General features: G+C 28.1%; 19 protein-coding genes and 4 tRNA genes. 9 read left to right on the top strand and 14 right to left on the bottom strand.

What is annotated here, in order from left to right; genetic code table 11:
- Window positions 1-4 precede the first annotated feature (4 nt).
- Together NLO413_RS04550 and NLO413_RS04545 are read right to left on the bottom strand one after the other, a co-directional pair.
- A complete protein-coding gene (locus NLO413_RS04550; RefSeq protein WP_045809285.1) occupies window positions 5-2,131 on the bottom strand; it encodes an FtsK/SpoIIIE family DNA translocase in 2,127 nt (708 codons plus the stop codon).
- 6 nt (window positions 2,132-2,137) lie between these two features.
- Window positions 2,138-2,377: a YggT family protein gene (locus tag NLO413_RS04545; protein WP_338140333.1), complete on the bottom strand. Its 240-nt coding sequence runs from the start codon at window positions 2,375-2,377 to the stop codon at window positions 2,138-2,140.
- A gap of 175 nt (window positions 2,378-2,552) precedes the next feature.
- Between NLO413_RS04545 and NLO413_RS04540 the strand changes: the two genes are divergently transcribed.
- The gene (locus tag NLO413_RS04540; protein ID WP_045809283.1) at window positions 2,553-3,842 is read left to right on the top strand and encodes an HlyC/CorC family transporter; all 1,290 of its coding nucleotides are present in this window, start codon (window positions 2,553-2,555) and stop codon (window positions 3,840-3,842) included.
- Between the two features lie 646 nt (window positions 3,843-4,488).
- Here NLO413_RS04540 and thiE read toward each other — a convergent pair.
- The 11 genes from thiE to NLO413_RS04480 all read right to left on the bottom strand — a co-directional run bounded on the left by thiE (window position 4,489) and on the right by NLO413_RS04480 (window position 17,329).
- On the bottom strand, window positions 4,489-5,493 hold the full coding sequence (thiE, locus tag NLO413_RS04535; protein ID WP_045809282.1) for a thiamine phosphate synthase: 1,005 nt from the start codon (window positions 5,491-5,493) through the stop codon (window positions 4,489-4,491).
- Between the two features lie 664 nt (window positions 5,494-6,157).
- Window positions 6,158-6,976, bottom strand: coding sequence for a pyruvate, water dikinase regulatory protein (locus tag NLO413_RS04525; RefSeq protein ID WP_045809280.1), 819 nt, complete (start codon window positions 6,974-6,976; stop codon window positions 6,158-6,160).
- 610 nt (window positions 6,977-7,586) lie between these two features.
- Complete coding sequence (gene trhO / locus NLO413_RS04520) at window positions 7,587-8,423, bottom strand: oxygen-dependent tRNA uridine(34) hydroxylase TrhO (protein ID WP_045809279.1); 837 nt, start codon at window positions 8,421-8,423, stop codon at window positions 7,587-7,589.
- 362 nt (window positions 8,424-8,785) lie between these two features.
- A complete protein-coding gene (fmt, locus tag NLO413_RS04515; RefSeq protein WP_045809278.1) occupies window positions 8,786-9,691 on the bottom strand; it encodes a methionyl-tRNA formyltransferase in 906 nt (301 codons plus the stop codon).
- Window positions 9,692-10,235: 544 nt separating this feature from the next.
- Window positions 10,236-10,308, bottom strand: a tRNA-Ile gene (locus tag NLO413_RS04510).
- Between the two features lie 997 nt (window positions 10,309-11,305).
- Window positions 11,306-13,717, bottom strand: coding sequence for an endopeptidase La (gene lon, locus NLO413_RS04505; RefSeq protein ID WP_045809277.1), 2,412 nt, complete (start codon window positions 13,715-13,717; stop codon window positions 11,306-11,308).
- Window positions 13,718-13,729: 12 nt separating this feature from the next.
- Window positions 13,730-14,947: an ATP-dependent Clp protease ATP-binding subunit ClpX gene (gene clpX, locus NLO413_RS04500; protein ID WP_045809276.1), complete on the bottom strand. Its 1,218-nt coding sequence runs from the start codon at window positions 14,945-14,947 to the stop codon at window positions 13,730-13,732.
- A gap of 9 nt (window positions 14,948-14,956) precedes the next feature.
- Window positions 14,957-15,559, bottom strand: a complete 603-nt coding sequence (clpP, locus tag NLO413_RS04495; protein WP_045809275.1) for an ATP-dependent Clp endopeptidase proteolytic subunit ClpP — start codon at window positions 15,557-15,559, stop codon at window positions 14,957-14,959.
- A gap of 79 nt (window positions 15,560-15,638) precedes the next feature.
- Window positions 15,639-16,967 carry a trigger factor gene (gene tig / locus NLO413_RS04490; protein WP_045809274.1) on the bottom strand — a complete coding sequence of 443 codons (1,329 nt, stop codon included), beginning with the start codon at window positions 16,965-16,967 and terminating at the stop codon, window positions 15,639-15,641.
- A 36-nt stretch (window positions 16,968-17,003) separates the two neighbouring features.
- Window positions 17,004-17,085, bottom strand: a tRNA-Leu gene (locus NLO413_RS04485).
- Window positions 17,086-17,256: 171 nt separating this feature from the next.
- A tRNA-Lys gene (locus tag NLO413_RS04480) sits at window positions 17,257-17,329 on the bottom strand.
- A gap of 903 nt (window positions 17,330-18,232) precedes the next feature.
- Between NLO413_RS04480 and NLO413_RS04475 the strand changes: the two genes are divergently transcribed.
- From NLO413_RS04475 to NLO413_RS04465, 3 genes are read left to right on the top strand one after another with little or no spacing between them, the layout of a single operon-like run.
- Window positions 18,233-18,742, top strand: a complete 510-nt coding sequence (locus NLO413_RS04475; protein ID WP_232295920.1) for a phosphatidylglycerophosphatase A family protein — start codon at window positions 18,233-18,235, stop codon at window positions 18,740-18,742.
- A 13-nt stretch (window positions 18,743-18,755) separates the two neighbouring features.
- Window positions 18,756-19,529 (top strand): GNAT family N-acetyltransferase, encoded by a 774-nt coding sequence (locus NLO413_RS04470; protein WP_045809273.1) that lies wholly within the window; start codon window positions 18,756-18,758, stop codon window positions 19,527-19,529.
- A 35-nt stretch (window positions 19,530-19,564) separates the two neighbouring features.
- The gene (locus NLO413_RS04465) at window positions 19,565-20,722 is read left to right on the top strand and encodes a hypothetical protein (RefSeq protein WP_045809272.1); all 1,158 of its coding nucleotides are present in this window, start codon (window positions 19,565-19,567) and stop codon (window positions 20,720-20,722) included.
- A 233-nt stretch (window positions 20,723-20,955) separates the two neighbouring features.
- On the opposite strand, the gene iscX is transcribed toward NLO413_RS04465, so the two are convergent.
- Window positions 20,956-21,156 carry a Fe-S cluster assembly protein IscX gene (iscX, locus tag NLO413_RS04460; protein ID WP_045809271.1) on the bottom strand — a complete coding sequence of 67 codons (201 nt, stop codon included), beginning with the start codon at window positions 21,154-21,156 and terminating at the stop codon, window positions 20,956-20,958.
- 203 nt (window positions 21,157-21,359) lie between these two features.
- On the opposite strand from iscX, the gene rpsD reads away from it, so the two are divergent.
- The 5 genes from rpsD to thiD all read left to right on the top strand — a co-directional run bounded on the left by rpsD (window position 21,360) and on the right by thiD (window position 24,924).
- On the top strand, window positions 21,360-21,974 hold the full coding sequence (gene rpsD / locus NLO413_RS04455; protein ID WP_045809270.1) for a 30S ribosomal protein S4: 615 nt from the start codon (window positions 21,360-21,362) through the stop codon (window positions 21,972-21,974).
- A gap of 6 nt (window positions 21,975-21,980) precedes the next feature.
- Window positions 21,981-22,067: transfer RNA gene (locus tag NLO413_RS04450), tRNA-Leu, on the top strand.
- A 283-nt stretch (window positions 22,068-22,350) separates the two neighbouring features.
- The gene (locus tag NLO413_RS04445; protein ID WP_045809269.1) at window positions 22,351-23,463 is read left to right on the top strand and encodes an AI-2E family transporter; all 1,113 of its coding nucleotides are present in this window, start codon (window positions 22,351-22,353) and stop codon (window positions 23,461-23,463) included.
- Complete coding sequence (locus tag NLO413_RS04440; RefSeq protein ID WP_045809268.1) at window positions 23,463-24,119, top strand: P-loop NTPase family protein; 657 nt, start codon at window positions 23,463-23,465, stop codon at window positions 24,117-24,119. The genes NLO413_RS04445 and NLO413_RS04440 overlap by 1 nt, the downstream gene beginning before the upstream one ends.
- The gene (gene thiD / locus NLO413_RS04435; protein ID WP_045809267.1) at window positions 24,112-24,924 is read left to right on the top strand and encodes a bifunctional hydroxymethylpyrimidine kinase/phosphomethylpyrimidine kinase; all 813 of its coding nucleotides are present in this window, start codon (window positions 24,112-24,114) and stop codon (window positions 24,922-24,924) included. The genes NLO413_RS04440 and thiD overlap by 8 nt, the downstream gene beginning before the upstream one ends.
- Window positions 24,925-25,164 lie beyond the last annotated feature (240 nt).

Genomic DNA, 25,164 nt, shown 5'->3' with positions numbered 1-25,164 from the left:
TACATCATTTAGTCAGGATTTCTCTTTTTCCAAAATTAGCAGCTGGACCTAATATACCCTCTCTTTCCATACGCTCTATTAAATTTGCTGCTCTATTATAACCTATTCTTAGTTGTCTCTGTATATAACTGACTGACGTTTTCTGATCTCTAAGCACTATAGACACAGCCTGGCTATAAAGTCTATCATCATGATCACCGCACTGTTCATTTTCATCATCATTTTCATCATCACTAGATATTTCTGTAATATCCTCCATATAACTAGGATTACCTTGTTTTTTTAAATGATTAACAATATCTTGAACTTCATTGTCACTTACAAATGCTCCATGTACACGAACAATTTTTCCACCAGAAACCATATATAACATATCACCCATTCCAAGCAATTGTTCAGCTCCTTGGTCCCCAAGAATAGTTCTACTATCTATCTTAGATGTTACAGCAAAACTAATTCTTGTTGGAAAATTTGCTTTTATTACACCAGTAATTACATCAACTGATGGTCTCTGAGTAGCCATAATTATATGAATGCCAGCAGCCCTAGCCATTTGTGATAATCTCTGTATAGAAGATTCTATTTCTTTTCCAGATACCAACATTAAATCTGCCATTTCATCCACTATAACTACTACATAAGGAAATAGCTTAGCTTCTATTAATATTTTTTCAAAAATAGGTTCCCCTGTACTTTTATCAAAGCCTGTTTGGACAGTTCTTTCAAGCATAACACCATTATTAATAGCTTCATTTACTTTATCATTATATCCAATAATATTTCTAACCCCTATAGCCGACATTAATCTATATCTATTCTCCATCTCACTAACTACCCATTTCAATGCAGCTATTGCCTTTTTAGACTCGGTAACAACAGGAGTTAATAAATGTGGTATAGAATCATATATTGATAACTCTAACACTTTAGGATCTATAAGTATCATTTTACATTGTTCAGGTGTTAAACTATATAACAAAGACAAAATCATAGTATTAATTGCAACAGACTTACCAGCACCAGTTGTACCGGCAATTAAAAGATGCGGCATTTTCGTTAAATCTGCTATTACCGGTTCTCCATCAATACTTTTTCCTAAAATTATTGGTAATTTTAACTTTGCATCTCGATATTCTTTACTATCAATTAAATCCCTTAACATTACTATCTCTCGATGCTGATTCGGTAATTCTATTCCCATCACATTTTTTCCAGGTATTACTGATATTCTAGTAGATAAAGCACTCATAGAACGTGCAATATCATCAGATAATCCTATTACCCTTGAAGATTTAGTACCTGCAGAAGGTTCAAATTCATATAATGTTACCACTGGTCCATAACGAACATTTATTATTTTTCCGTATATACCAAAATCTTTCAGAACTTCATCAAGCAATTGAGCAACGTCACTTGCATCGTTCTTATTATTAATATCTTTTGCCAAGTTCGATTTAGACAAAAAATCTACACTCGGTAAAACAAACCCGCTACAATTATTTCTATATTCAAACAATGGTTCTTCTTTTACTTTTCCAATTTTTTTTAAAATATTAGTAGTTTTCTTTCTTTGTTTAGTATAAGGTACATCTTCTTTTACAAAATTCTCAGTTTTATTTCTTTTTGTTAATAAAATTAATAACCATTTCCGCAAAAAGTAAACTACATTTTTCCATCCAATCATCCCACATAAACCAACCAATACAATTATAAGTAACAATAAAAACGGATATACTGAAAGCTTAATACCCACTACTCCACCATAATAATACTTACTTGTGACACTTAAAGATAACTTACCTAAAATTCCACTAGTCCCTATTAAAGTAAGTAAAAAATAGATAAAATAAAAAAATATTACTTCATTTAAATAAAGTAATTCTTTAATTCCATATAATAGAACAAAAACCCATATACAAAAACTTGCAGCACCTAAATACTGAATTAACATATCAGCACAATAAGAGCCTACCTTACCTCCCATATTAGTCACTAATTCACTACTAGCAGTATTAAAGGAAGTGTCATTGGCATTATACGTTAATATTATCACACAAATAAACCCAGCCATACAAAAAATGCTAAGTAACTTTATATAAAAATAGCATTTATAAGCTATATCCTTAACCATAAATAATTACCCAAAATAGTAACGCAATGTATATCTACAAAAATTGATAAAGATAAGTAGTATAATAGGAGAAAAATCAACTCCATACATTAATGGCATATATCTTTTTATAAAATTTAGGACAGGAAGAAAAATTTTAGAAAGTGCCATAAAAACATTATTTACAAACTCATTATATCTATTCACAATGTTTAAGGTAATAAGCCAACTTATTAGCAACCATACAATCAAAGCAAAATTATACATACTTAATAACATATCTAATAAGTACACCACTGGATGCATATATACTACCCTTTTTGGCTTAATAAACACTTTAAGTATATACAAACTTATAACTAATGAAAAACGATAAATTTTTTCACTTGAAAAATATAATGTTATTATATATATATTATTATCGGGAAGATTGTTATCCTCAATGGATTATTTGTTGTTATCTTTAATATTAACTGTCTTCATATTGCTGCTTTTTTCTGCTATGTTTTCTGCAGCAGAAACAAGCTTAACATCAATTAGTATTTCACGCATAAATAAACTAGCACTACAAGGAAATAAAAAAGCAGCTATAGTTAACTCACTACATCAAAAGAAAAAGCTTGTTATTAGTACAGTATTAGCAGGAAATACTATTGTTAATATAGCTTCCTCGTCGCTTGCAACAGCAATATTTATGAAATGCTTTGGACCTGAAGGAATATTAGCATCCACAATTACAATGACATTTTTAATATTATTATTGTCTGAAGCATTACCTAAAACTTATGCCATACAAAATCCAGAAAAAGTTGCCTTGCTAATAGCAGCACCTGTAATGTACTGTGTATTTATTTTATCTCCTCTAACAACGCTTATACAGTATTTTGTAGACGTTGTATTAAAAATCTTTCGCATGCATAAAGATGCAGAGATCATCTCAGCAGCTGATGCTATGCGTAACTTAATACTACTGCACAGCACTAAAGGTACTATGCTAAAACAAGATTTAGATATGTTAAGTAGTATTTTAGATCTTGCAGAGACTGAAATATCCCAAGTAATGACTCATAGAAAAAATTTATCAGCACTCAACATTGATACAAATGTTAATGATTTTATCAAGCAAATTCTTAAGTGTCATCACAGTAGAATTCCTATATGGAAAGATAGAGAAGATATAATAATAGGAATATTACATGTAAAAGACGTTGTAAGTTTAATAAGAGAAAAAAACGACAGTATCACACAAGATGATATATATAAAATTATGACAAAACCATGGTTTATACCAGATACAACATTATTAAGTGTACAACTACATAATTTTAGAAAAAATCGTAAACATTTTGCTTTAGTCATTGATGAATATGGAGCATTACAAGGAATAGTAACACTAGAAGATATATTGGAGGAAATAGTAGGAGATATTTCTGATGAACACGATATTACAACAGAAAACTTAATTAAATCAATATCCGAAAACGTATATCACATAAGCGGAGAAATGCCAATTAGAGATATTAATAGACAACTAAGATGGAACTTACCAGATGAAGAAGCATCTACCCTTGCCGGCCTTATTGTATATAAAATTGAGCGCATACCAGAAGAAGGAGAAAAATTTCAATTATACGGATTCTTTTTTACAATATTAACAAAACATGGAAATGTTATTTCTGTTATACAAGTTGAAATACCCAACGACATTAATAATAATTGCATACATGCTTGATAAATAAACTTTATTTATATAAGTTAGTCATAACTATTCAAATTAAAGTTTTTCACACCTTTCTTAATAATATAATAAATTAAGTATATATACAAAATTATCTATTATTCCAGTTGATCATATACATTATATCAGATTTTCTTGCTTAGTAAGCTCATAACTTAATAAATATGAAAATATGCTCTAAATAATAAAACTAATGACCTAGTAAATGCTAAAATGTATATCTAGGTTAAAAAACTAAATAACCTTTACAAACAAATACTCCAATTATTTAATTTACACACATGATCATTAATAGTATTCATTATACACTACAGGTTACAACAAACTTGTACAAATATTGATTTATAACACCATCATAGTATATAAATACTTACAATATTGTCATTTCAATAACACCTATAACAAATACACTTACATAATACAAATCATCAATTAACAAATTGTTTATTTTATATCAATTACTCAAATTTCTACTACAAGATATACATGCACTATATCAAAAATATTATCATAAATTTATCATTATCTATCTAATGTTTAAACATTGATCATGTATTTAATAGCAATATTTTAAACAATAAACCACTTTTGTATACCAACAATATTAAACCAATAGTTATTTTTATAAATTTTACTAATTTTACCTAACAAATCTCTTTTGAAACTCATATGTAACATTCTCAGGATTATCACTATCAATTAGTGCAGATATTACTGCAATTCCATCTACTCCACAATCAACTACTGAATCTACATTTGATAAATTAATACCACCAATAGCTACCACACTACAATCTGTATTTTTAACCCACTGAGTTAATAATTTTAATCCTTGAGCATTAAACTTCATTATTTTAGAGGTTGTAGGAAAAATTGGACCAAATGCAATGTAAGAGGGATTAAAATAGCATGCTCTTGCCAATTCGTGATAACAATGAGTACTTATACCCAAATATAGTCCCGATTGATATATATTATAAATATCAGCTGTTTTACAATCTTCTTGCCCTAAATGCACACCATCAGCACCATACTTTATAGCAAGTTTCCAATAATCATTAATAAATAACTTTACTTTATTTTTTTTAGCAAACTCAATACATTGAGCTATTTCTTTCTCTACTTCATCATCAGACTTACCTTTAATTCTCAACTGTACAACACTTACTCCTAAATTCATAACATATTTTAACCAATAAATATCTGGAACTATATAATATAACCCTATAGATTCTATCTTTTTAAAATTAAATTTTATATTATTACACTGAAAATCATTTGCTATACAAGGAAAATAATTACTAGTTAAATCATCTATACTAGAGCATAAATTATCAAAATTAGCATAAGCTCTTGCAAGCACTAGACAATCGCGATACGCATCTTTAATATCTAAGCATTTAGTATTATTTAAAACTTGAATTGCTTTTTGATAGGCTAAATGAAAATTTTTTTTACTATTATCATTATAGCAAGAATATATAAATTGCAGTTTTTCTTCCCCATCAAAATAATAGTCTATACAGTTATCGCCATTATTCGTATCAATAACATAAATATCCTGATCATTCTCCACATATAAATCATATATAACATCATTAATAACTTTCCCTACATTTAATTCTCTTTTTTCTATTATATACATAACATCTCACAGTATTTTAATAAATTAAGTAATTCATAAATTAAAAATGAATAAAAACCACAACAGATTTTTATACAGATACATAAAATGAACCTTACAATTACGCTATTTCTTGTAATTACAAGTAACAACACATAACTACTTTGAAGTAATAAATCACACAAGGCAATATTATTATACATTAAGGTTAGCAAAGAATCACATAACAACTACTTATAATCAGCATTCAGTAATATCACTACCTTTAACATGTTTACATAAATATTAATTATTTTCTCAATATATCACTAACATTTTTTATCTTATAATTGCTATAATGATCAAATACATAATAATTCAAGTTAATTTACATATCATTTTTACAATTATATCTACATTAAAACCCATATAGGTATATTATCCTAAATATTTTCAAAATTATATTATAATTTGCACTTATTTTATAAAACCTATTATTAAAATATACTATATTATAATTATTATATATATTACAAGTTGATCATAAAAAAACTTTCAATAATAACCTACGCTCCATCATAGATTATATAAACCGTATATTAATAATTTAATATATTCACTAATTACTTTATTACTAAACCACTATACATACAAGAAAATAAATTAATTATACAATTAACTTACTAGGATAACTTTTTTTATTTAATTAACAACTTATTTTATTAAAAAATTGAATTATAGTTGCAGCAATTTCTTCAACAGATTTTTGTGTAACATCTATGATAGGCCATCCATTTTGCGTACAAATTTTTTTCATTAGATTAATTTCTTCAAACACTTGCTCATAGTTAACATATTCATAATTATCATAATTTTTCATAGACATTAATCTATTTTTACGTATTTGTATTAACCTATCTATGTTAATAGTTAATCCAACTATTAGTTTATCCGTAAATTTTGACAAATCTACAGGCATATCTATAGAATGAACTAAAGGAATATTAACTACTTTATATCCTCTATAAGCAAGATATATACTAGTTGGGGATTTAGAAGTTCTAGAAACTCCCACAATAATTATATCTGCTTGATCTATATCCCAAAGACTTTGTCCATCATCATGAGCAATTGTGTAATTTATTGCATCTATACGATTAAAGTACTCATCACTTAATCTATTAGCACTAACATTGATATCCCTTGCTATATCTAAATAACAAGAAATTTCTCTAATAATATGTGATAAAACAGGTATACACCTAATATTTTGCACACTCGCTTTTTCTTTTAAATATTCTCTCAGTTTATCATCAACCATCGTATACATAATAAGATTATATTTTTCAGGATTAATGGCCAAAATAATTTTATCAATCTGCTTACGGCTACTGACTAATGACCATACAAATTCATTCACTCTTATAGATGTAAAATGTTCTAATGCTGATCTAGCGACCGAGATTACCGTTTCACAAGTGGAATCAGAAATCAAATGCAAATTTAAAGTTACTTTATTAGTCATATAAAATATACGCGCTCATAAATCTATAGATATCAGCATAATTATACAAGTTACCTTAATACATTGGAAAACCTTAACAAAAAAGTTTTTATACTTTTCTCCTTAAGCACAAGATAAAAACTAGTTTACATAAAAGCTATCCAACAAATATATTATTTCACCTATATTAACTTATTATAAGTCTCATATAACATGTTGTTATAACATAACATAATACTTAACCTAAAATTTTTACCGTTCTTTTTAGAATCCATGATTTATTATATTTTTCAATCATAAACTAACTTAATTAAGATCTATTAAAATAATATGCAAATTAAGTTTTTAACAGGATAACGCTAAATGCATAATGCTCAATAACCATAAAATCAACATCTTATTGCATTGTACATAACCTTTTAAAATATACTATAGCAAACATCTTATATGGAAACTCTTATTTTGGGCAGCTGGAACCTGTTTGCCAATATACAAAACTTTCCCAATTCTAAAGAACCATTACCATCATATGCTAAAGCCATGCTTATGCTTATTTAAAACTACTATTTTGCCGTAAACTAATAGGTAAAAAACAATCATCAACGCAACATATAATATAATTGATATAAACTTAAGCTATTGATACACGATGTGCATTAGACCTACACTCACAACATATAACATATCCTCTAGATATTGACTGAGTATCCTTATTACTTACCTTTTTTGAGCATTTAACGCACTTTATATTATCACTAGGAAGTAAATGTTCATTAACAGCAATCCTATCATCAAAAATAAAACACTCTCCCGTCCACAACTTATTTCTGTTATCTGTACTGTGTAGATAATTTAATATCCCACCTTTTAGATGATATACATTTTTAAAACCCAAATTTTTCATAAAAGCAGTAGATTTTTCACATCTAATTCCCCCTGTACAATACATTGCAATATGTATATCATGCGCTTTGTCAATTGACCATAATTCTGCCCACCTAGGAAATTCTCTAAAATAAGATGTATTAGGATTTATAGAATTTTTAAATTTTCCAAATTTTACTTCATAATTGTTACGAGTATCTATAACATACACCATAGGTTCAGAAATAAAATCATCCCAATCATCTGGAGAAATATATTTCCCATTAACAGAACAATCAAGATCTGTAATTCCCATATGTACAACTTCTTTTTTTAATCTTACCTTCATTTTAGCAAAAGGATCTTCTTTTGAATAACTCTTATGATATTGAATACTCTTAAATCTACTATCTAAATCTAAAAAGGAAAATAAATTATTTATTGCAAAATCACTACCTGATATTGTAGCATTAATTCCTTGCTCAGCCAAAATTATTGTACCCTTTATTCCATGATATAAACAAAAATCTCTTAATACAGGTTGAATATCATAATAATTAGATAAATATACAAAACGATAAAAAGTTGCAATAACACAGCCCATATTTTTATACACTATTAGAATCCTTAGCTAGTAATTTTATTTTACAAAATCTCTTCTGTCAATCTTGTAACATATACAACAAATCTATATATCATTTATACCGCCAACATATAAAAAAGCTTTTAGTAAAGAAGTACAAGCACTACAAAAAAAACTATAAATATAACTTTAAACAGTCACACTCTATTACAACTAACAAATTACTTTTCACATTCACGCCAATAATATGTAAAAATATAAAAGAATCAACAACTAAAATAACAACAAATATACTTTATCTACTTAAACAAGTTACATGTATATCAACATATACAAACACTGATAACTATATAAATAGCTTTATCCTTTTTTAATTAACATTACTACTGTAATAGCGATCCAAAAATCTTTTTTCTATACCCTCGTAAAAAATTATCAGTACTACATACATTTTTACCTTCCATCTGTATTACAATAGGTATTAATGCTGTACCTTTCCCACACTTTATATGCATACTATCATTAATAACATCACCAACATTTAACTGATCAAAGTTATAACTACATGCTTTCAATATTCGAATCCTTTTTCCATGTAACATAAAAAAAGCCTTTGGATAAAAAGCTCTTATTTGCCTACATATAAATTCTGCCGAATCATTAAAATTTATTCTAAAATCTATTAATTTATTTGCATAGGTAATACCAACATTACTCTGTGCTATAGGTAACATATTATCAATATTATTTAATACATTAATAACTAATTTACTGCCTATACAAGACAATTTACAACTTAAAGTATCGATATTATCTTCTACATCAACAGCAACACTTTCTTGCAACAATATATCACCTGCATCCAATAGTTCACTGACTTTAATAATGGTTACTCCTGTCATAATATCTCCACACAGAATTGTATGTTGCATAGGAGCCGCACCTCTCCACCGTGGCAACAAAGACGGATGTATATTAATGCACTCATATTTTGGAATACTTAATAATTGCTTAGGTAGTATTAATCCATATGCAACAACTACAATTACATCTGGATTCATATCACGTATTTTCTCAATTTCACCATTAGATCTCAAAGAAGATGGCGTATATACATCAATATTATAACGTTCTGCAACTACATGTACAGGCGTTTTTTTAATGCTTTTCCCTCTACCGGCAGGTTTAGGTGCTTTAGTATAAACAGCTAAAACCCTACATTGAAAATTTAAAAGCGCAATCAAAGTAGCAACAGAAAACTCCGATGAACCCATAAATATCACTTTCATATTACTATCTAAACCATACCTATAAATAGCTTGTATATATAAAGAATATAAATCATTGATGCAAAAAAAAACAAGTAGTTTATATTAATAAAAATCTAAAACTTTGCAGACTCATAAACTATCCATAAGTGCAATCAAAATAACAATTGAAAACTCTGATAAAAACTCATAAATATTTTTAATAAATCATATCGTAAATAACTGCTCACATAATAATCAGGATACACAATTGATATAAACAAAAAACAAATAGGATTTATATTAATAAATCAAAAATTAAAAAACCTCATAAATTATTTATATAATAATACCCATTAAAGTTTAAAAAACTTTCTATAATACTAAGTCAGCATTGAAGATCTAAAAAATAAATTTCACATTACATAATAATTAATTATATAAATACCAAAACTATTGTATAACTTAACATACTCATACAAATAACTCTTACCAACTACTAATCGCAGCATAAATAGTAATTTAAATAAAAAATAATTTACACTCCTTTACAAAAAAATTAACTTATACACCCTACACATAAACGTGGGGCTGGTAGGAATTGAACCTACGACCTTATCGTTATGAGCGATCAGCTCTAACCCCTGAGCTACAGCCCCACAAAACAACTATATTGTATTACATAAAAATATAATTTACAACAGCACATTTTATTATACCACAAAAAACTATTACCATATAATATAGTTTATATAGATCACAACCCCAATTATAAACCCCTACAACATAGCAAAAACAGCATAACATTTTCACTACCTACATGTAATTATTAACTATAAATTAAACTATTACTTATAAACCAACATAATTTATAAAAATAATTCGAAATACAGCTTAAAGCTACATAAGTAAATTTATAGAGTTTTTACTTTGATAAACATTTACTTATATATAAGCTGACATAAAAACTTATAAAGTCAATTTAATCACTAGATAATAATGATATACAAAAAATGTTACTTAAATATGTAATATATTCTTATAAGAAAATAGCTCAATACAATACAACAATTCAATTTATAATTTGTGTAGTTATATAAGTTTTTTATATAACCCCTATAGTTTCTTTGATAAAAATATTTAGATATACTACCTTAATACTAACTAATAAACTGCAATAGATATAACCTAATACAAAAATATTATGTAGTATTAATGATTTTCTATTAGAGTATAGATTTGAATAACCTATTTATATAACAACATTGATTAAGAAAAGGGCAAAACTATTTATATATCCATCCAGTACTTTTATATGTTGTACATATAATCTACTTTAGGAAGCATAAGATAAATCATTACCTACTACATTGATATATAATATTATAAAAAGATTATAGCTTTTTCCAAACACAGATAAAATAGACTTATTATCTTTTAGTTATTAGTCCTTTTCTATCTTCCACTAATGTTAAACTATTTATGTACTATTTAGTGAAAATAATGAAGATAAATAATTCGTTACCCATATTGTCTTCAATTAATAAAAACAAAAAACAACCATTTACTTACATATCACAAGTGTAGTACCAACACTCAATAAGTGAGCTACCACTTATTCATTTAATATATAACACCAATAAAATAATACCTACACTAATTTAGTATCGTACAATCTTCTTCATCTGTATTAATCATTTTGTTATTAATAAATGTATCATTTTTGCTCAAATGATTCACTGGACGAACCAAAGCATTATTAATAACTTCATCAACTGTTGAAACAAATATAAATTTCATTCCTTGTTTAACATTATCTGGTATTTCAATCATATCCTTTTTATTTTGAATCGGAATAATAACAGTTGTTATACCCCCTCGCAATGCTGCCAATAACTTTTCCCTTAAACCACCTATAGCAAGAACACGTCCTCTTAAAGTTACTTCTCCCGTCATTGCAACTGTTTTTTTTACTGCAATTCCTGTCATTAAAGATACTATTGAAGTACACATAGCAATACCAGCAGAAGGACCATCCTTTGGTATTGCACCTTCCGGTACATGTAAATGTATATCACTAACCTGAAATTTCTTAGATTGAATACCAAACTCTAAACATCTTGATCTTATATAACTATATGAAGCTTTTACTGATTCTTGCATTACTTCACCCAATTTCCCCGTAAATTTTATACCACCTTTACCTGGCATTAATACCGATTCTATCGTTAATATATCTCCACCAGTATCAGTATATGCTAATCCAGTAGCTACCCCCACCATATCATCTTTTTCTACAATACCAAAAGTATATTTTGGTACACCCATATACTTTTCAATATTATTATGATTAATATGCACGTTTTTTATTTCTTTATTCATTAATATTTCTTTCACAACTTTTCGCATAAGATTAGAAAGTTCTCTTTTAAGGTTACGAACTCCACTTTCTTTAGTATAAAACCTAATTAAGCTATATATTGCATCATCAGAAATACTCCACTCTTTCTCTTGTAATCCATGATCCTTATACAATTTAGGTATAAGGTGCGCTCTCGCTATTTTCAATTTTTCTTCCTCTGTATAACCAGACAGCTGAATTATTTCCATACGATCAAGAAGAGGTTTATGCAAGTTTAAACTATTCGCAGTCGCAATAAACATTACATTTGAAAGATCAAATTCCACTTCAATATAATTATCAACAAAATGTTTATTATGTTCAGGATCCAATACTTCAAGCAATGCAGCTGTAGGATCACCTCTATAATCAGAGCCAACCTTATCTATTTCATCCAACAAAAACAAAGGATTACATGACTTTGCTTGCTTCATCTGTTTGATTATCTTTCCAGGCATTGCACCTATATATGTTCTTCTATGACCTCTAATTTCTGATTCATCATGAACACCACCTAAAGACATACGTACAAACTCCCTACCTGTTGCTTCTGCTATTGACCTTGCTAGCGATGTTTTACCTACTCCGGGAGGACCAACAAAACATAAAATTGGACCTTGAGGTTTTTTTATTCTTTTTAGTACTGCTAAAAATTCTAAAACTCTCTCTTTAATTTTATCCATACCATAATGATTATTATTCAAAATCTTTAAAGAATTATCCATGTTAATTCTAGAATTTTTATATTTGCCCCATGGAAGATCAAGTAACCAATAAAGATAACTAGAAATAATATTTGCTTCAGGAGACATAAAATTCATTTTTTTATAGCGTTTTAGATCATTTAAAGCCCGTTCCTTTGCTTCTTTAGATAATAATGTATTATTAATCCTCTTTTCAATTTCACTAGCAGAATCAATATCACAGTATGCACCCTCACTGTCTTCCAATTCTTTTTGTATAGCTTTTAGCTGCTCATTTAAATAATAAACCTTATGATTTGTTTCAACTTGTAACTTAACTCTATTATCAATTTTTTTCTGAGCATTTAATATATTGATCTCTAACTTAATAAAACTATATATTTGCTCTAAGCGTTCAATGACATCAAATGCTTCAAGAATTTTTTGTTTATCTGAAACCCTAATGTTTAAATGAGAAGCTATAACATCAGCTAAATCACTTAGTTCTTTAATTTCGTAAATTGATGATAAAGCTTCTGACTGTACTTTCTTGCTTAATTTACTCCAAACATCAAACTCATTTAGAACCGATCTTTTTAAAGCTTCAACATCATCATTTATAACTATATTATTATCACTATTAACTACATTAACTTCTGCTTGCAGAAAACTATCACCCTCTATAAAATTTACTACTTGTGCACGATACCTTCCTTTTATTAAAACTTTCATGATTCCATCCGGAAGCTTTAAAAGCTGCATAACATCTGCAACAATTCCTACTTTATATAAATCAGTTAAACTTGGCTGATCAACTGCTCCATCTATTTGCGTCACTAGCAAAATTTTACAATCATTATTTTGAGTAGCATACTTTAAAGCACTAATAGACTTTTCTCTACCTACAAACAAAGGTATAACTACTTGAGGAAAAACAATTGTATCACGTAAAGTTAAGACCGGCAGCAAAATTTCGCTTTTCATATATAACCTTTTCTAGTATTTTTTAAAACAATTATCACTTACTACCATCTCATCTACCATTTGTGCACTAATAAATATTTTATTATTTGTACAATTTGAAGAATCAAACATTAAATCAAGCAATAAATTTTCCATAATAGCACGCAATCCTCTTGCTCCTGTTTTCCTGTCAACAGCTTTTTTAGCAATACTAAACAAAGCTTCATCACTAAACATAAGCTCTATGTTATCCATCTCAAATAATTTAGTATATTGCTTTACTAGTGAATTCTTAGGTTCAACCAAAATACGATAAAGAGTGTTCTCATCTAATTCACCTAATGACGTAACAACAGGTATCCTACCCACAAACTCTGGTATTAATCCAAATTTTACTAAATCTTCAGGAGCAGTATGACAAAGTATATTTTTTTTCTTATCTGATAATTGCTGCACATTTGCTTCGAATCCCATATAACTACCACGATTCCGTGCTTCTATTATTTTTTCTAATCCATCAAATGCCCCACCAAAAATAAATAGAATATTATCAGTATTAATCTGTATAAACTCTTGATGAGGATGCTTCCTACCACCTTGTGGAGGCACAGAAGATACAGTACCTTCTATAACTTTAAGCAATGCCTGCTGAACGCCTTCACCAGAAACATCACGTGTAATAGAAGTATTTTCAGATTTTCTTGATATTTTATCTACTTCATCAATATAGATAATACCACGCTGAGCAGCATCAACGTTAAAATTAGCTGCCTGCAATAACTTTAGCAAAATATTTTCAACATCTTCTCCAACATATCCTGCTTCTGTTAATGTAGTAGCATCTGCCATAGCAAAAGGCACCTGTAACACCCTTGCTAGAGTACGAGCTAATAAAGTTTTTCCAGAACCTGTCGGACCGATTAGTAAAACATTAGACTTAGATATTTCAATATCACTAATAACACTAGAATTCAACAAGCGTTTATAATGATTATATACAGCTACTGACAAAACTTTCTTAGAATGCTCTTGACCTATAACGTATTCATCCAAAACCTTCTTAATATCTTTTGGTTTAAGATCAAAGCTAGTATTTTTATATAATTTACCCTCTTCTTGTAATATGCCACTACAAAGATCTATACATTCATTACAAATAAATACTTCAGAACCAGCAATAAGTTTTTTTACTTCACTATGAAGCTTACCACAAAATGAGCAACTATAAGTATTCTTATCATTATCCGACATTCATTTTCCTTAATTCCCTAATATAATATCTAGCCTTTTATCTATAACCTTATCAATTATACCAAAATCTTTTGCTTTCTCAGCAGACATAAAATTATCTCTCTCCATATTAATTATAACTTCTTCTAAAGACTTACTTGTATGCTTTACATAAATCTCATTCAATCTACGCTTAACATTTAAAATCTCCTTCGCATGTATCTCTACATCTGTTGCTTGACCATGGAAACCACCAGAAGGTTGATGTATCATTATTCTAGAATTTGGTAAGGCATATCGCATACCATGTTCTCCAGCCGCTAAAAGAAGAGACCCCATAGAAGCTGCCTGTCCTAAGCACAAAGTAGAAACCTTAGGCTTAATATACTGCATAGTATCATATATAGATAATCCAGCTGTAACAACCCCTCCCGGAGAATTAATATACATTGATATATCTTTCTCTGGATTCTCAGCTTCTAAAAATATAAGCTGAGCAACTATCAAACTAGCCATATTGTCTTCTACTATTCCTGTAACAAAAATGATTCTTTCTTTTAGTAACCTTGAATATATATCATAAGCACGCTCACCACGACTAGTTTGCTCAACAACCATAGGTATTAAATTCATAAATATTATTCCCTTATTAATTCCCTACATTCAAAATGTACTAATTATCACAATTTATTCAACATAACATCCACTAAAATTAAGAAATACTATTAAATAATTCTTCTAAATCTGCACAAGTTATGTTTTCCTTTTCCTTTTTGACACAACCAATTATATAATCAACAACCTTATCTTCAAGGACTTTTCCCCTAATATAATTACTAAAATCCTTATTAGATTTTAATAATTTTATCACATTATTAAAGCTTGCACCATAATCAACATAATTACTCTTAATAAAATTTACAACATCCTCACTTACCACAGATATATTATGATCCTTTGATATTTTCATTAATATCATACCCAATTTCACTCGTTTTACAGCTTCCTTTAATGGATCAATTTTTGTATTTAATTTACTATTTTCTAACTCATGATTTACCTTTTTAAGCTCTGTTGACACAACGCACTCTGGCGCATCTAATGAATAATTATCATCCATATAATCAAAAAGCTCCTTTTTCATTAAAATATTGTTCATTTGAGTACACTTCTCTTTAATTGCCTTTTCGGAAAATGTTCGCATTGCTTCCACATCATCAAACCCATAACCTTTAGCCAACTCTTCATGATTATCAGCACCTTTTGATACAAAAACATCTTGGATATCTACTAACATTTCTACTTCTCTACCTGCCATATGAGCAATTTTATAATCACAAGGAAATAAAAGTGGAAACATTTTCTGCTCTCCTTTTTTCATTCCTATTAGTTTATTTTCAAAATCTTCTAATAGATGAGAATCACCTACTACGACTTCATAATTTTTTGCACTTCCACCTTTAAAGGCCTTGCCTCGTATCTTACCATAGTAGTTAATAATAACCTTATCTCCTTTGCATATTTCATGCTGTTCATTATCAGGTTTAACAAAATTAACATACTTGCTATTTAAAGTATCAATAAAATCATCTATATCTTTATTACCTATCAAAACTTCCCTATCTTTTAAAGTTACATTTTCAATATCAAAACAAGGAACTTCCGGCATTATTTCAAATTGTAATTTATACATTAATTGTAACCTATGAATATTATCACTGCTGACCTTTTCATTAGGAATAAAACTAACATCAACATTTGATGAAACTACTTCCTGAAAATTATTTTCTTTCAAGAATAAAGAAGAAACATCTTCTATAATTTTTGACACTACAAAATTTACTACATCATCAAAATGAAGCTTTTTAACTACATCAACTGAAACCTTACCAGGCCTAAATCCAGAAATCTTTACAGATTTAGCTACTTCCTTGAATTTATCATCCAATTGTCTTTGAAAATAGTCATTATCAATAATAAATTCATACTCATGCTTTAATTTATCTCTTAAAATTTCTTTGGCAATATAAAACCCATCCATAATAATAAACCTAATACTCCATTGATAAGACTAGAGTACGGATAGAGGGACTCGAACCCTCACAAGTCTCCTTACTAGGACCTAAACCTAGCACGTCTACCAGTTCCGCCATATCCGCACATTAAAACCATTAATTTATACGATTAATAACTCAGTAATCCTCCAAAAAGTAAGGAATTATACTCACTAAACACACAAGACTCAAGATTTTTAACATCAGCTTATAAACTAACAAACACTTTTATTTTTTTTATAGATCTAAGTAACCACAAATAACCACTTTCAAACCTGATCCCGGTGTGAATCGAACACACGACAAACTGATTAAGAGTCAGTTGCTCTACCAACTGAGCTACGGGACCACCTTAGTATATAAAAATAGTAAACGCAAGCTTTATTTATGTCAACAATTCATAATTTATCAAAATACTACTTACTATAAGTACTACAATATAATTATTCTGACATACTTTGTACATTACATAACTTTAATCTGTAAGTACTTTTATAACAACTAATATCATACACAACTTGTCATTACTTCAATTCATATTCAATGTATCCAACATTAAATATACATTAAGCACATAAAGATAAATAACTAATGTATTTCTAATAAAATACTAATTATAGCTATATAGAAAAAGATCTTACCATCACCATAAATCATGTACAGCTAATATATGATTATTTCAATAATACTACCTACTACAAATTAGTAATGTTTAAAACAATATACAAAACAATTTAAGTTATTAAATACGACTATACACCTGATATAAAATTTGGTTTTATAATAATGTACCTTTGATAAGTAACTTATAATGCTGGCAAGTCATAACTCTTTTAACACTTAACCATAACAATAAAATATTATAATATATAAAAAACTAATAAGACAAACTGCTTATTATTTGCTCTTTAACTATTGCTTTTTATCTTTTAATATTAATAATGCTAACAAGTTATAGTATTTTTAACCGCTATTATAAGCTAATCTTGACTATATTAAGTAAATTATTTATATATATTACAATAAAGTAAAAATAGGCAATAATAAATGAAGCAAGTTGCTATAGCGTTTGTCTTTTGTATACTGTTGCTTGCTATATCAAGCTGCAGTTTCACAAAAAAAGAGCGTAGAATCAAAAGTCCATGTATAAGATTAAACAGTAATACTCCTTGCAAAAGCTACCCTGTGAATGATTGGTGGATGAAGTAGAAAAAGTATTTAGTAATGATGTATTTATTTATCATGTAAAATAATGATGCCACTTTACGATATAGTATCAACGTGGTTTAGCTGTGGTAAGTTAACAAACATGCCAGGTACCATAGGAAGCTTAGCATCAGTAGTTTTTATACCGCTAGTTATAATAAATAGTATTTATGGTGTTATAATATCTGTAATAATACTTTTTCTTGGTTTATGGTCAATACCACAATATTTAATATCTCATCCTGGAATACAGGATCCGAAAGAAGTCGTTATAGACGAAGTGCTAGGGCAATTAATGACATTCACATTAATAATCTTATTCACGGAAAACAATGATACATTTATATTAAAAAATAAAATAAACTATATAAGTATATTTTTCGCTAGTTTTACATTATTCAGATTTTTTGATATAATAAAGGTTTGGCCAATTAACATTGTCGACAAAAACATTAAAGGCGCGTTAGGAATAATGCTTGATGATATAATAGCCGCAGTCATGTCCGCAGCATCCTATGCTATATGTTACAAGATTTACTTCACTACTAAGGTTTAAAGGAATTAACAGAATGCATTATTCTATAGTCATGGATAACCTTAAACAATACATTACTTATGCTACACGACTATCAAATTGGGAATTGCATACATTTAATAACATCACATCAACAATTAACGGTAGCAAAAGCCCTATATTTAATTACGTTTTTCTTGAAAAAACAAACGATAATACTTTCCATAAATCAATAAAAGAAGTATTGCAATACTTACAACAAAGAAAAATTGAGGCCACTTGGCCTTTAGATTCATCAGTAAAACATGCACAACCCATTCTTGAAGATCTAGGCTTAACACTTGCTAACTCTCCAAAAAAAGCTATTGCTAATATAACTAACTACTTCATACCATACAATAACAATATAAATATCACTTTAGACATTGTAGATAATCAACCAAAATTAACTCAGCTAGATCTTCTCGCATCAAAAATTTTCCACTGTAATATCAATGAGGTATCTATATTTCTCAGGGGCATATCTAGCTATAAAGCTTCCGAATCAGAATTAAAATTCTTTTTAGTAAAACTACACAATACAATAGTAGGTATATGTGGAATGTATATTTACAATCAAGTTGCAGGTTTTTATAGTGATGGTATTCTACCAGAATATAGAAATCAAAGAATTGGGACTAGTATAGTATTACAAAGAATTAAAATAGCACAACAACACTATTGTAAATACGCAGTAGCTCAATGTATGAAACCGTCTATTAATTTATATAAAAGACTAGGATTTAAAATGATTGGCAACTTACCTTTGTACGTGTCGCATACAATATGAAGTTTTTTACAATTTTATATAGAATGAAGTAATATATGTTTATTTATACTATTATTTTTCTTCTTATTTTTACCATATCAGTTCTAACTGCTGCTTACTTTTATGCTAATATAAGCATAAATAATTTAAAACACAATAATAATCTTATTACTAATTTACTTTTATCTTTAGGAGATGGATTTTACTTATGGGACGAAGAAAAACGTATAGAAAAATTTTCCCCTAATTTACAGTTATTACTAAACACAATATTCTATTCTTTTGATGAGCTTGCCAACTTTTTTGAAGAGTCACATCAACTTAAAAAAAATTTTACAGATGCACGAAAAACAAATAAATCTTTTACAATAGATCTAAAAGGAAAAGATACGGAAATTTACTGCTTTTGTTATGGGCAAAGCATTGTTAACAATCAAGATAAAATTGTAGGAGTATTACTATGGATTCAAAATACTACAAAAGAAAAATTACTAATAACACAATTAGAACATAAAAACGCAAAATTAAAACAAGAACTGGAAAATTATAAAGATATGATCGATGTACTTCCGTATCCTACATGGAAAAGAGATAAAGACTTTAAAGTAACAGTATATAATCCTTTTTACATTAAATTTACACAATGTCATTCAAATAGAGAATTTTTTAAAAACAGGACACTTAGTAATAAAGTTTTCCCCGATAAATATCAGGAAAGCATATATACGATTATTGAAAATGAAAGAAAACTCTATACACTAACAGAAATTATCAACCCCCATACCCAAGAATTTATTGGATATGGACAAGATATGACACAAGTAAAGCAACTCACTCAAGAAATACAAAGCTATATTGATTTACAGAAAAACTTATTAAACAACTTATCTTGCGCCATAGCAATATATGGTAATGATAATAAGTTATCATTCTATAATAATAACTTCATAAAGTTTTGGCATTTAGAACAATCATGGTTAGACGAAAACCCTACTTATTCAAAAGTGCTACATAAAATATACACTAATAATCAATTTTTTAACAAAGAAACATTTGATTTTTTACAACAGCAACAACATATTCTTTTTAGAAAGCTGCTAGATCCTTACCATGAAACTATTACTTTAATAAATAACCTTATTATAAAAATTTCAGTAATTCCAACTCATAAACAGGAACTCATATTCATTTATGATCATATCAGGTATGAATAAAATTAACAAATCAATATATTTATTACATAATCTATTTAAATCTCCTTTTAAATACCATAAATTTTAATTCAATAGCTCATAAAAAATCTATGTATAATGATACATCAGCTTATATTTTAAACTCTTTCCCTAAATGCGATATCTAGTAACGGGTAAATAACATAATTATCATGTAACTTTCAAAGCAAATTTGCGTTTAAATAATATTCACAATAAAAACAGATTTACAATTATTAACAGTTGTTCCTTTCCTCATGCCATGCAATTTGTATCGCCTCTAATATTTTTTCGTTACACTTATCACTATCATCATCAAACCCTGGCAATCCCATAACCATTTGCTGCAAGTCAGTAAATCTTAAATTAAAAATCATCGTATCTGGATAGTTTTCCTCTAACAAATTAACTATATCTTCAATATCAACCCATTTCATACTACTTTATACTGTTATTATATTTTCCAATAATACTACACGTTTACCTATGATCAAGTTTTATTATCAAAAAAAAATTGACATGCATGCATAAAATGTATCATACTAGCCAAGGTTGGTTTATACTATAAATCTATAGTTGTTTGCTTATATGGTTATAGTGTTTAATTTTTTTTCATGTCGTTAATTATAATAAAGGTCATATGACAGCAGTTATAAAAAGAAAATATAGAGCAAGTCGCAGACTAGGGGTAAACTTATGGGGAAGATCTAAGGACGCTTTTAATACAAAAAACTATCCTCCTGGGCAGCATGGTAATTTAGGGTATAAAAAGCCTTCAGATTTTGGAAAACAGTTTGCAGCTCATAAAAAGTTTAAGTTCTATTATGCAATATCTAGTAAGCAAATGCGTAATATATTTTTAAAGGCTTATCAAAAGAAAGGTGATACTGGTGACAACTTTGTAGGAGCTTTGGAATCTCGTCTCGCATCTATATTATATAATTCTAGCTATGTTCCTACAATATTTTCTGCAAAGCAATTAATCTCCCATAAGCATGTTACCGTAAATAACAAAGTTGTAAATATTTCAAGCTACGTTGTCAGACCTGGTGATGTTATACAAATTAGGGAAAAAGCAACAAACTTACCCATCATTATGGAATCCATTAAGTCACAGGACAGAAGGGTACCAGACTACTTAGAAGTTGATGTTAATCAGTATTCTATTAAGTATTTAAGGGTACCTAAATATCCTGAAGTTCCTTATGCGACCAATATGGAAGTCAATTTAGTTATAGAGTTTTACTCTAGGTAGTTCTTTGCCCATGTGGCGGAATCGGTAGACGTTGCGGACTTAAAATCCGTTGATCGCAAGGTCGTGGGAGTTCAAGTCTCCCCATGGGCACCATGTTAAGTTTAATTATGTACAGTTCTACTTCAATAATATTGTAAATATTAAGAGTACAAATTAACATATTAACCATTGTATCCCTGCAGGTATTATATAATAACTAATGTATTAATATATACGTGCATATTTTCACACAACATTAACACAAATTCACTGAATATTTATTATTACACTATACAATACCTTAAATTACATGATAATTACTGACAGTAAGCTTAAAAATACTGTACAATACCTATAAGATATTATATGCAAAGTATAATCACTAAGATAAAAATAAATGAATAATAACAAATCTATTACTAATTACACCAATTATTTATTTTTTGCATTGTTTACAGTAGCCATAATATTAATTGCAAAACCAGTCATTATACCATGTTGCACAGCATTTATAATAGCCTATTTTCTTAACCCGTTAGTTAATAAATTAGAGCTAATAAAAATACATAGAGCAGTATCTACATTTATAATAATTACTGCATCTACTAGTATAATGATAACTTTTCTAATTATATTTATACCAATAATATACTTTCAAACTATAGAATTAATAAAATTTTTCATAGAAAAAATACAACTAAGCGATACTCAGCATATACAATCTCTTATAAAAACACACAATTTTTTTGATCACAATAATATAGAAAAAATCATACAATTGTTTACTCACTCATCTCAAAATTTGTTAAATCATGAAAATACCACATCTTTTATAACAATATTCAACAATTTACTGCAAAATTTTAATAACATAATAGGCTATACTATTAGCTCAGGAATAAACATAAGCTATACAATAGCAATGATTTTTGTAGTATTATTACTCACATTCTATATATTATGTAACTGGCCACTAATTATAACAAGCTTTCATAAATTAATACCTGTTACCCATAAAAAAAGTATAGAATTTTTTACCTTAAAAGTAGATAATATTATTGCATCCTATATTAGGGGACAAATAAGTGTATGTTGTATTATGTCCATGTATTACTGCGTAAGCTTTATTATATTAAACACAAAGTATTCTCTAGTCATAGGATTCATATCAGGAATTATGACTTTCATACCATATTTTGGACCGTCAATATGTGCTATTCTAAGTATTGTAATCAATATGTTTCATACAAATAACTGGACAACATCTGGTATTATCATATGCATTTTTATTATTGGACAATGCATTGAATCCAACATCATTACTCCTTTATTAATCGGCAAAAAAATAGATTTACATCCTATATGGATAATAATTGGCATGATAATATGTCATGCATATATTGGATTCATGGGAGTATTACTATCAATACCTATTACAGCTATCACAGGCGTATTTATACAATCTATTATACAAAAATATATAAACAGCGATTTTTACAATGGAATTTAATGTACAAACAGCTCAATTTATTTGATTTAGCACATAGTAAATCATATCAATATCGTGACTATATACTGTTAGAGCAAAATAAAGATACATATAACATGCTAATGAACTATGACTTGTGGAGTTGTTTTATTTTATATGGCAAATCAGGGTCCGGCAAAACACATCTTGCTCATATATGGCAAAAATTAAAAAATGCATCTTTTATTCATCAAGGACCTATAGCCAAAACAATGCACACAATACATAATAGCAATGCTTTTATAATTGAAGACATAGATAAAATAAAAGATGAAACTTGGATGCTACACTGCTATAACTATGCAAAAGAAAATAACAAATTATTACTTATGACTTCTTCTGTACCACCAAAATCATTAAACTGTAGCTTAAAAGATTTAAAGTCACGTGTACTATCAACTATGAGTGCAAGTCTTGCAAGTCCCAATGAAGAATTGTTAAAAATCATGCTCATAAAATTATTTACAGATCACCAACTACACATCAATCTAAAAACTATAAACTATATTTTAAATAACACTGAACGCTCCTTCAAAAACCTACGTAATATAGTTAATTGTATTGATCGGGAGCTTTCCAATAAGATCAATGGAATTACTATTTCATTTGTAAAATGGATAATAGAAAAAAATGCATAATAATAATCAATATAAGGGTAAGGTTTTAACTATAGCAGGATCGGATTCAAGTGGAGGAGCAGGTATTCAAGCAGATATTAAAACTATCACTATGCTTGGTTGTTACGCAACAAGTTGTATCACATCTGTAACCGTACAAAATACAATGAAAGTATATGCTATACATAACATTCCTCTGAATATCATTAGTGAACAAATAAAAGCAATTATATGTGACATAGAAATAGATACAATTAAAATCGGCATGTTACCTAATTATAATACTGTAAAAGAAGTTGCAGAATCTATTACACAAAAAATTCCTATTGTTTTTGACCCAGTAATGATTTCAACTTCAGGTTTTCAACTCTCAGAACATAGCATTGCTAATGCTTTTATAGAAATTCTATTACCAAAAACAACTATTATTACCCCCAATATTCCAGAAGCAGAAGCTATGATTAATACAAAAATCAACACGCTAGAAGACATCATTACTGCAAGTAAAGTTATTGCATCATTTGGAGCAAAAAACGTTCTAATAAAAGGCGGTCATTTACCTAATAGAGTAATTAATAATATACTACTTACAGAAGATAATGAAGTATTTAACTTCCAACATTTAAGAATCTCTGAAGAAGATTTACATGGGACAGGATGCACGCTATCATCAGCTATTGCAAGCTTCATGTCACAAAAATTACCTATAAAAGAAAGTGTGAAACAATCTATAAGTTATCTTATAAACACTATACATACAACTCCTAAAATAGGACATGGCTTTAATCCAGTATTTCATAACTATAATATGATAAAACAACTTTAAAATTCAATTATTATCCATATTTAACCATTAAATAACAAGTAGTTAATTATAATTACCGATATTAAATTACCAAGTATTTTATCCTTAATTGTACTAAAAACTATCTAGCATTACAAAATTCTGCAATATAACACCTAATTAACAAATATATATGGCTTAATTATCAAAAATTTAATTTATAACTAAAAATCACATTTTGGCTTAATGTTAAAATTGCTATTAAAAATGCAATTTTAACAT

Source organism: Candidatus Neoehrlichia procyonis str. RAC413, from assembly GCF_000964795.1.
Lineage (GTDB): Bacteria > Pseudomonadota > Alphaproteobacteria > Rickettsiales > Anaplasmataceae > Neoehrlichia > Neoehrlichia procyonis.
The sequence above is the reverse complement of the archived record's forward strand: the minus strand, read 5'-3'. Positions and strand labels throughout refer to the sequence as shown.

Excerpts from the sequence above, each read along its gene's own strand:
- NLO413_RS04440 (WP_045809268.1), top strand. The coding sequence starts at position 23,463 with ATGTACAAACAGCTCAATTTATTTGATTTAGCACATAGTAAATCATAT.
- NLO413_RS04545 (WP_338140333.1), bottom strand. The coding sequence starts at position 2,377 with ATGTATAATTTTGCTTTGATTGTATGGTTGCTAATAAGTTGGCTTATT.
- trhO (WP_045809279.1), bottom strand. The coding sequence starts at position 8,423 with ATGGGCTGTGTTATTGCAACTTTTTATCGTTTTGTATATTTATCTAAT.
- iscX (WP_045809271.1), bottom strand. The coding sequence starts at position 21,156 with ATGAAATGGGTTGATATTGAAGATATAGTTAATTTGTTAGAGGAAAAC.
- NLO413_RS04550 (WP_045809285.1), bottom strand. The coding sequence starts at position 2,131 with ATGGTTAAGGATATAGCTTATAAATGCTATTTTTATATAAAGTTACTT.
- fmt (WP_045809278.1), bottom strand. The coding sequence starts at position 9,691 with ATGAAAGTGATATTTATGGGTTCATCGGAGTTTTCTGTTGCTACTTTG.
- tig (WP_045809274.1), bottom strand. The coding sequence starts at position 16,967 with ATGGATGGGTTTTATATTGCCAAAGAAATTTTAAGAGATAAATTAAAG.
- NLO413_RS04540 (WP_045809283.1), top strand. The coding sequence starts at position 2,553 with ATGGATTATTTGTTGTTATCTTTAATATTAACTGTCTTCATATTGCTG.
- NLO413_RS04470 (WP_045809273.1), top strand. The coding sequence starts at position 18,756 with ATGCATTATTCTATAGTCATGGATAACCTTAAACAATACATTACTTAT.
- lon (WP_045809277.1), bottom strand. The coding sequence starts at position 13,717 with ATGAAAAGCGAAATTTTGCTGCCGGTCTTAACTTTACGTGATACAATT.
- NLO413_RS04465 (WP_045809272.1), top strand. The coding sequence starts at position 19,565 with ATGTTTATTTATACTATTATTTTTCTTCTTATTTTTACCATATCAGTT.
- NLO413_RS04475 (WP_232295920.1), top strand. The coding sequence starts at position 18,233 with ATGATGCCACTTTACGATATAGTATCAACGTGGTTTAGCTGTGGTAAG.
- NLO413_RS04525 (WP_045809280.1), bottom strand. The coding sequence starts at position 6,976 with ATGACTAATAAAGTAACTTTAAATTTGCATTTGATTTCTGATTCCACT.
- clpP (WP_045809275.1), bottom strand. The coding sequence starts at position 15,559 with ATGAATTTAATACCTATGGTTGTTGAGCAAACTAGTCGTGGTGAGCGT.
- clpX (WP_045809276.1), bottom strand. The coding sequence starts at position 14,947 with ATGTCGGATAATGATAAGAATACTTATAGTTGCTCATTTTGTGGTAAG.
- rpsD (WP_045809270.1), top strand. The coding sequence starts at position 21,360 with ATGACAGCAGTTATAAAAAGAAAATATAGAGCAAGTCGCAGACTAGGG.
- NLO413_RS04445 (WP_045809269.1), top strand. The coding sequence starts at position 22,351 with ATGAATAATAACAAATCTATTACTAATTACACCAATTATTTATTTTTT.
- thiD (WP_045809267.1), top strand. The coding sequence starts at position 24,112 with ATGCATAATAATAATCAATATAAGGGTAAGGTTTTAACTATAGCAGGA.
- thiE (WP_045809282.1), bottom strand. The coding sequence starts at position 5,493 with ATGTATATAATAGAAAAAAGAGAATTAAATGTAGGGAAAGTTATTAAT.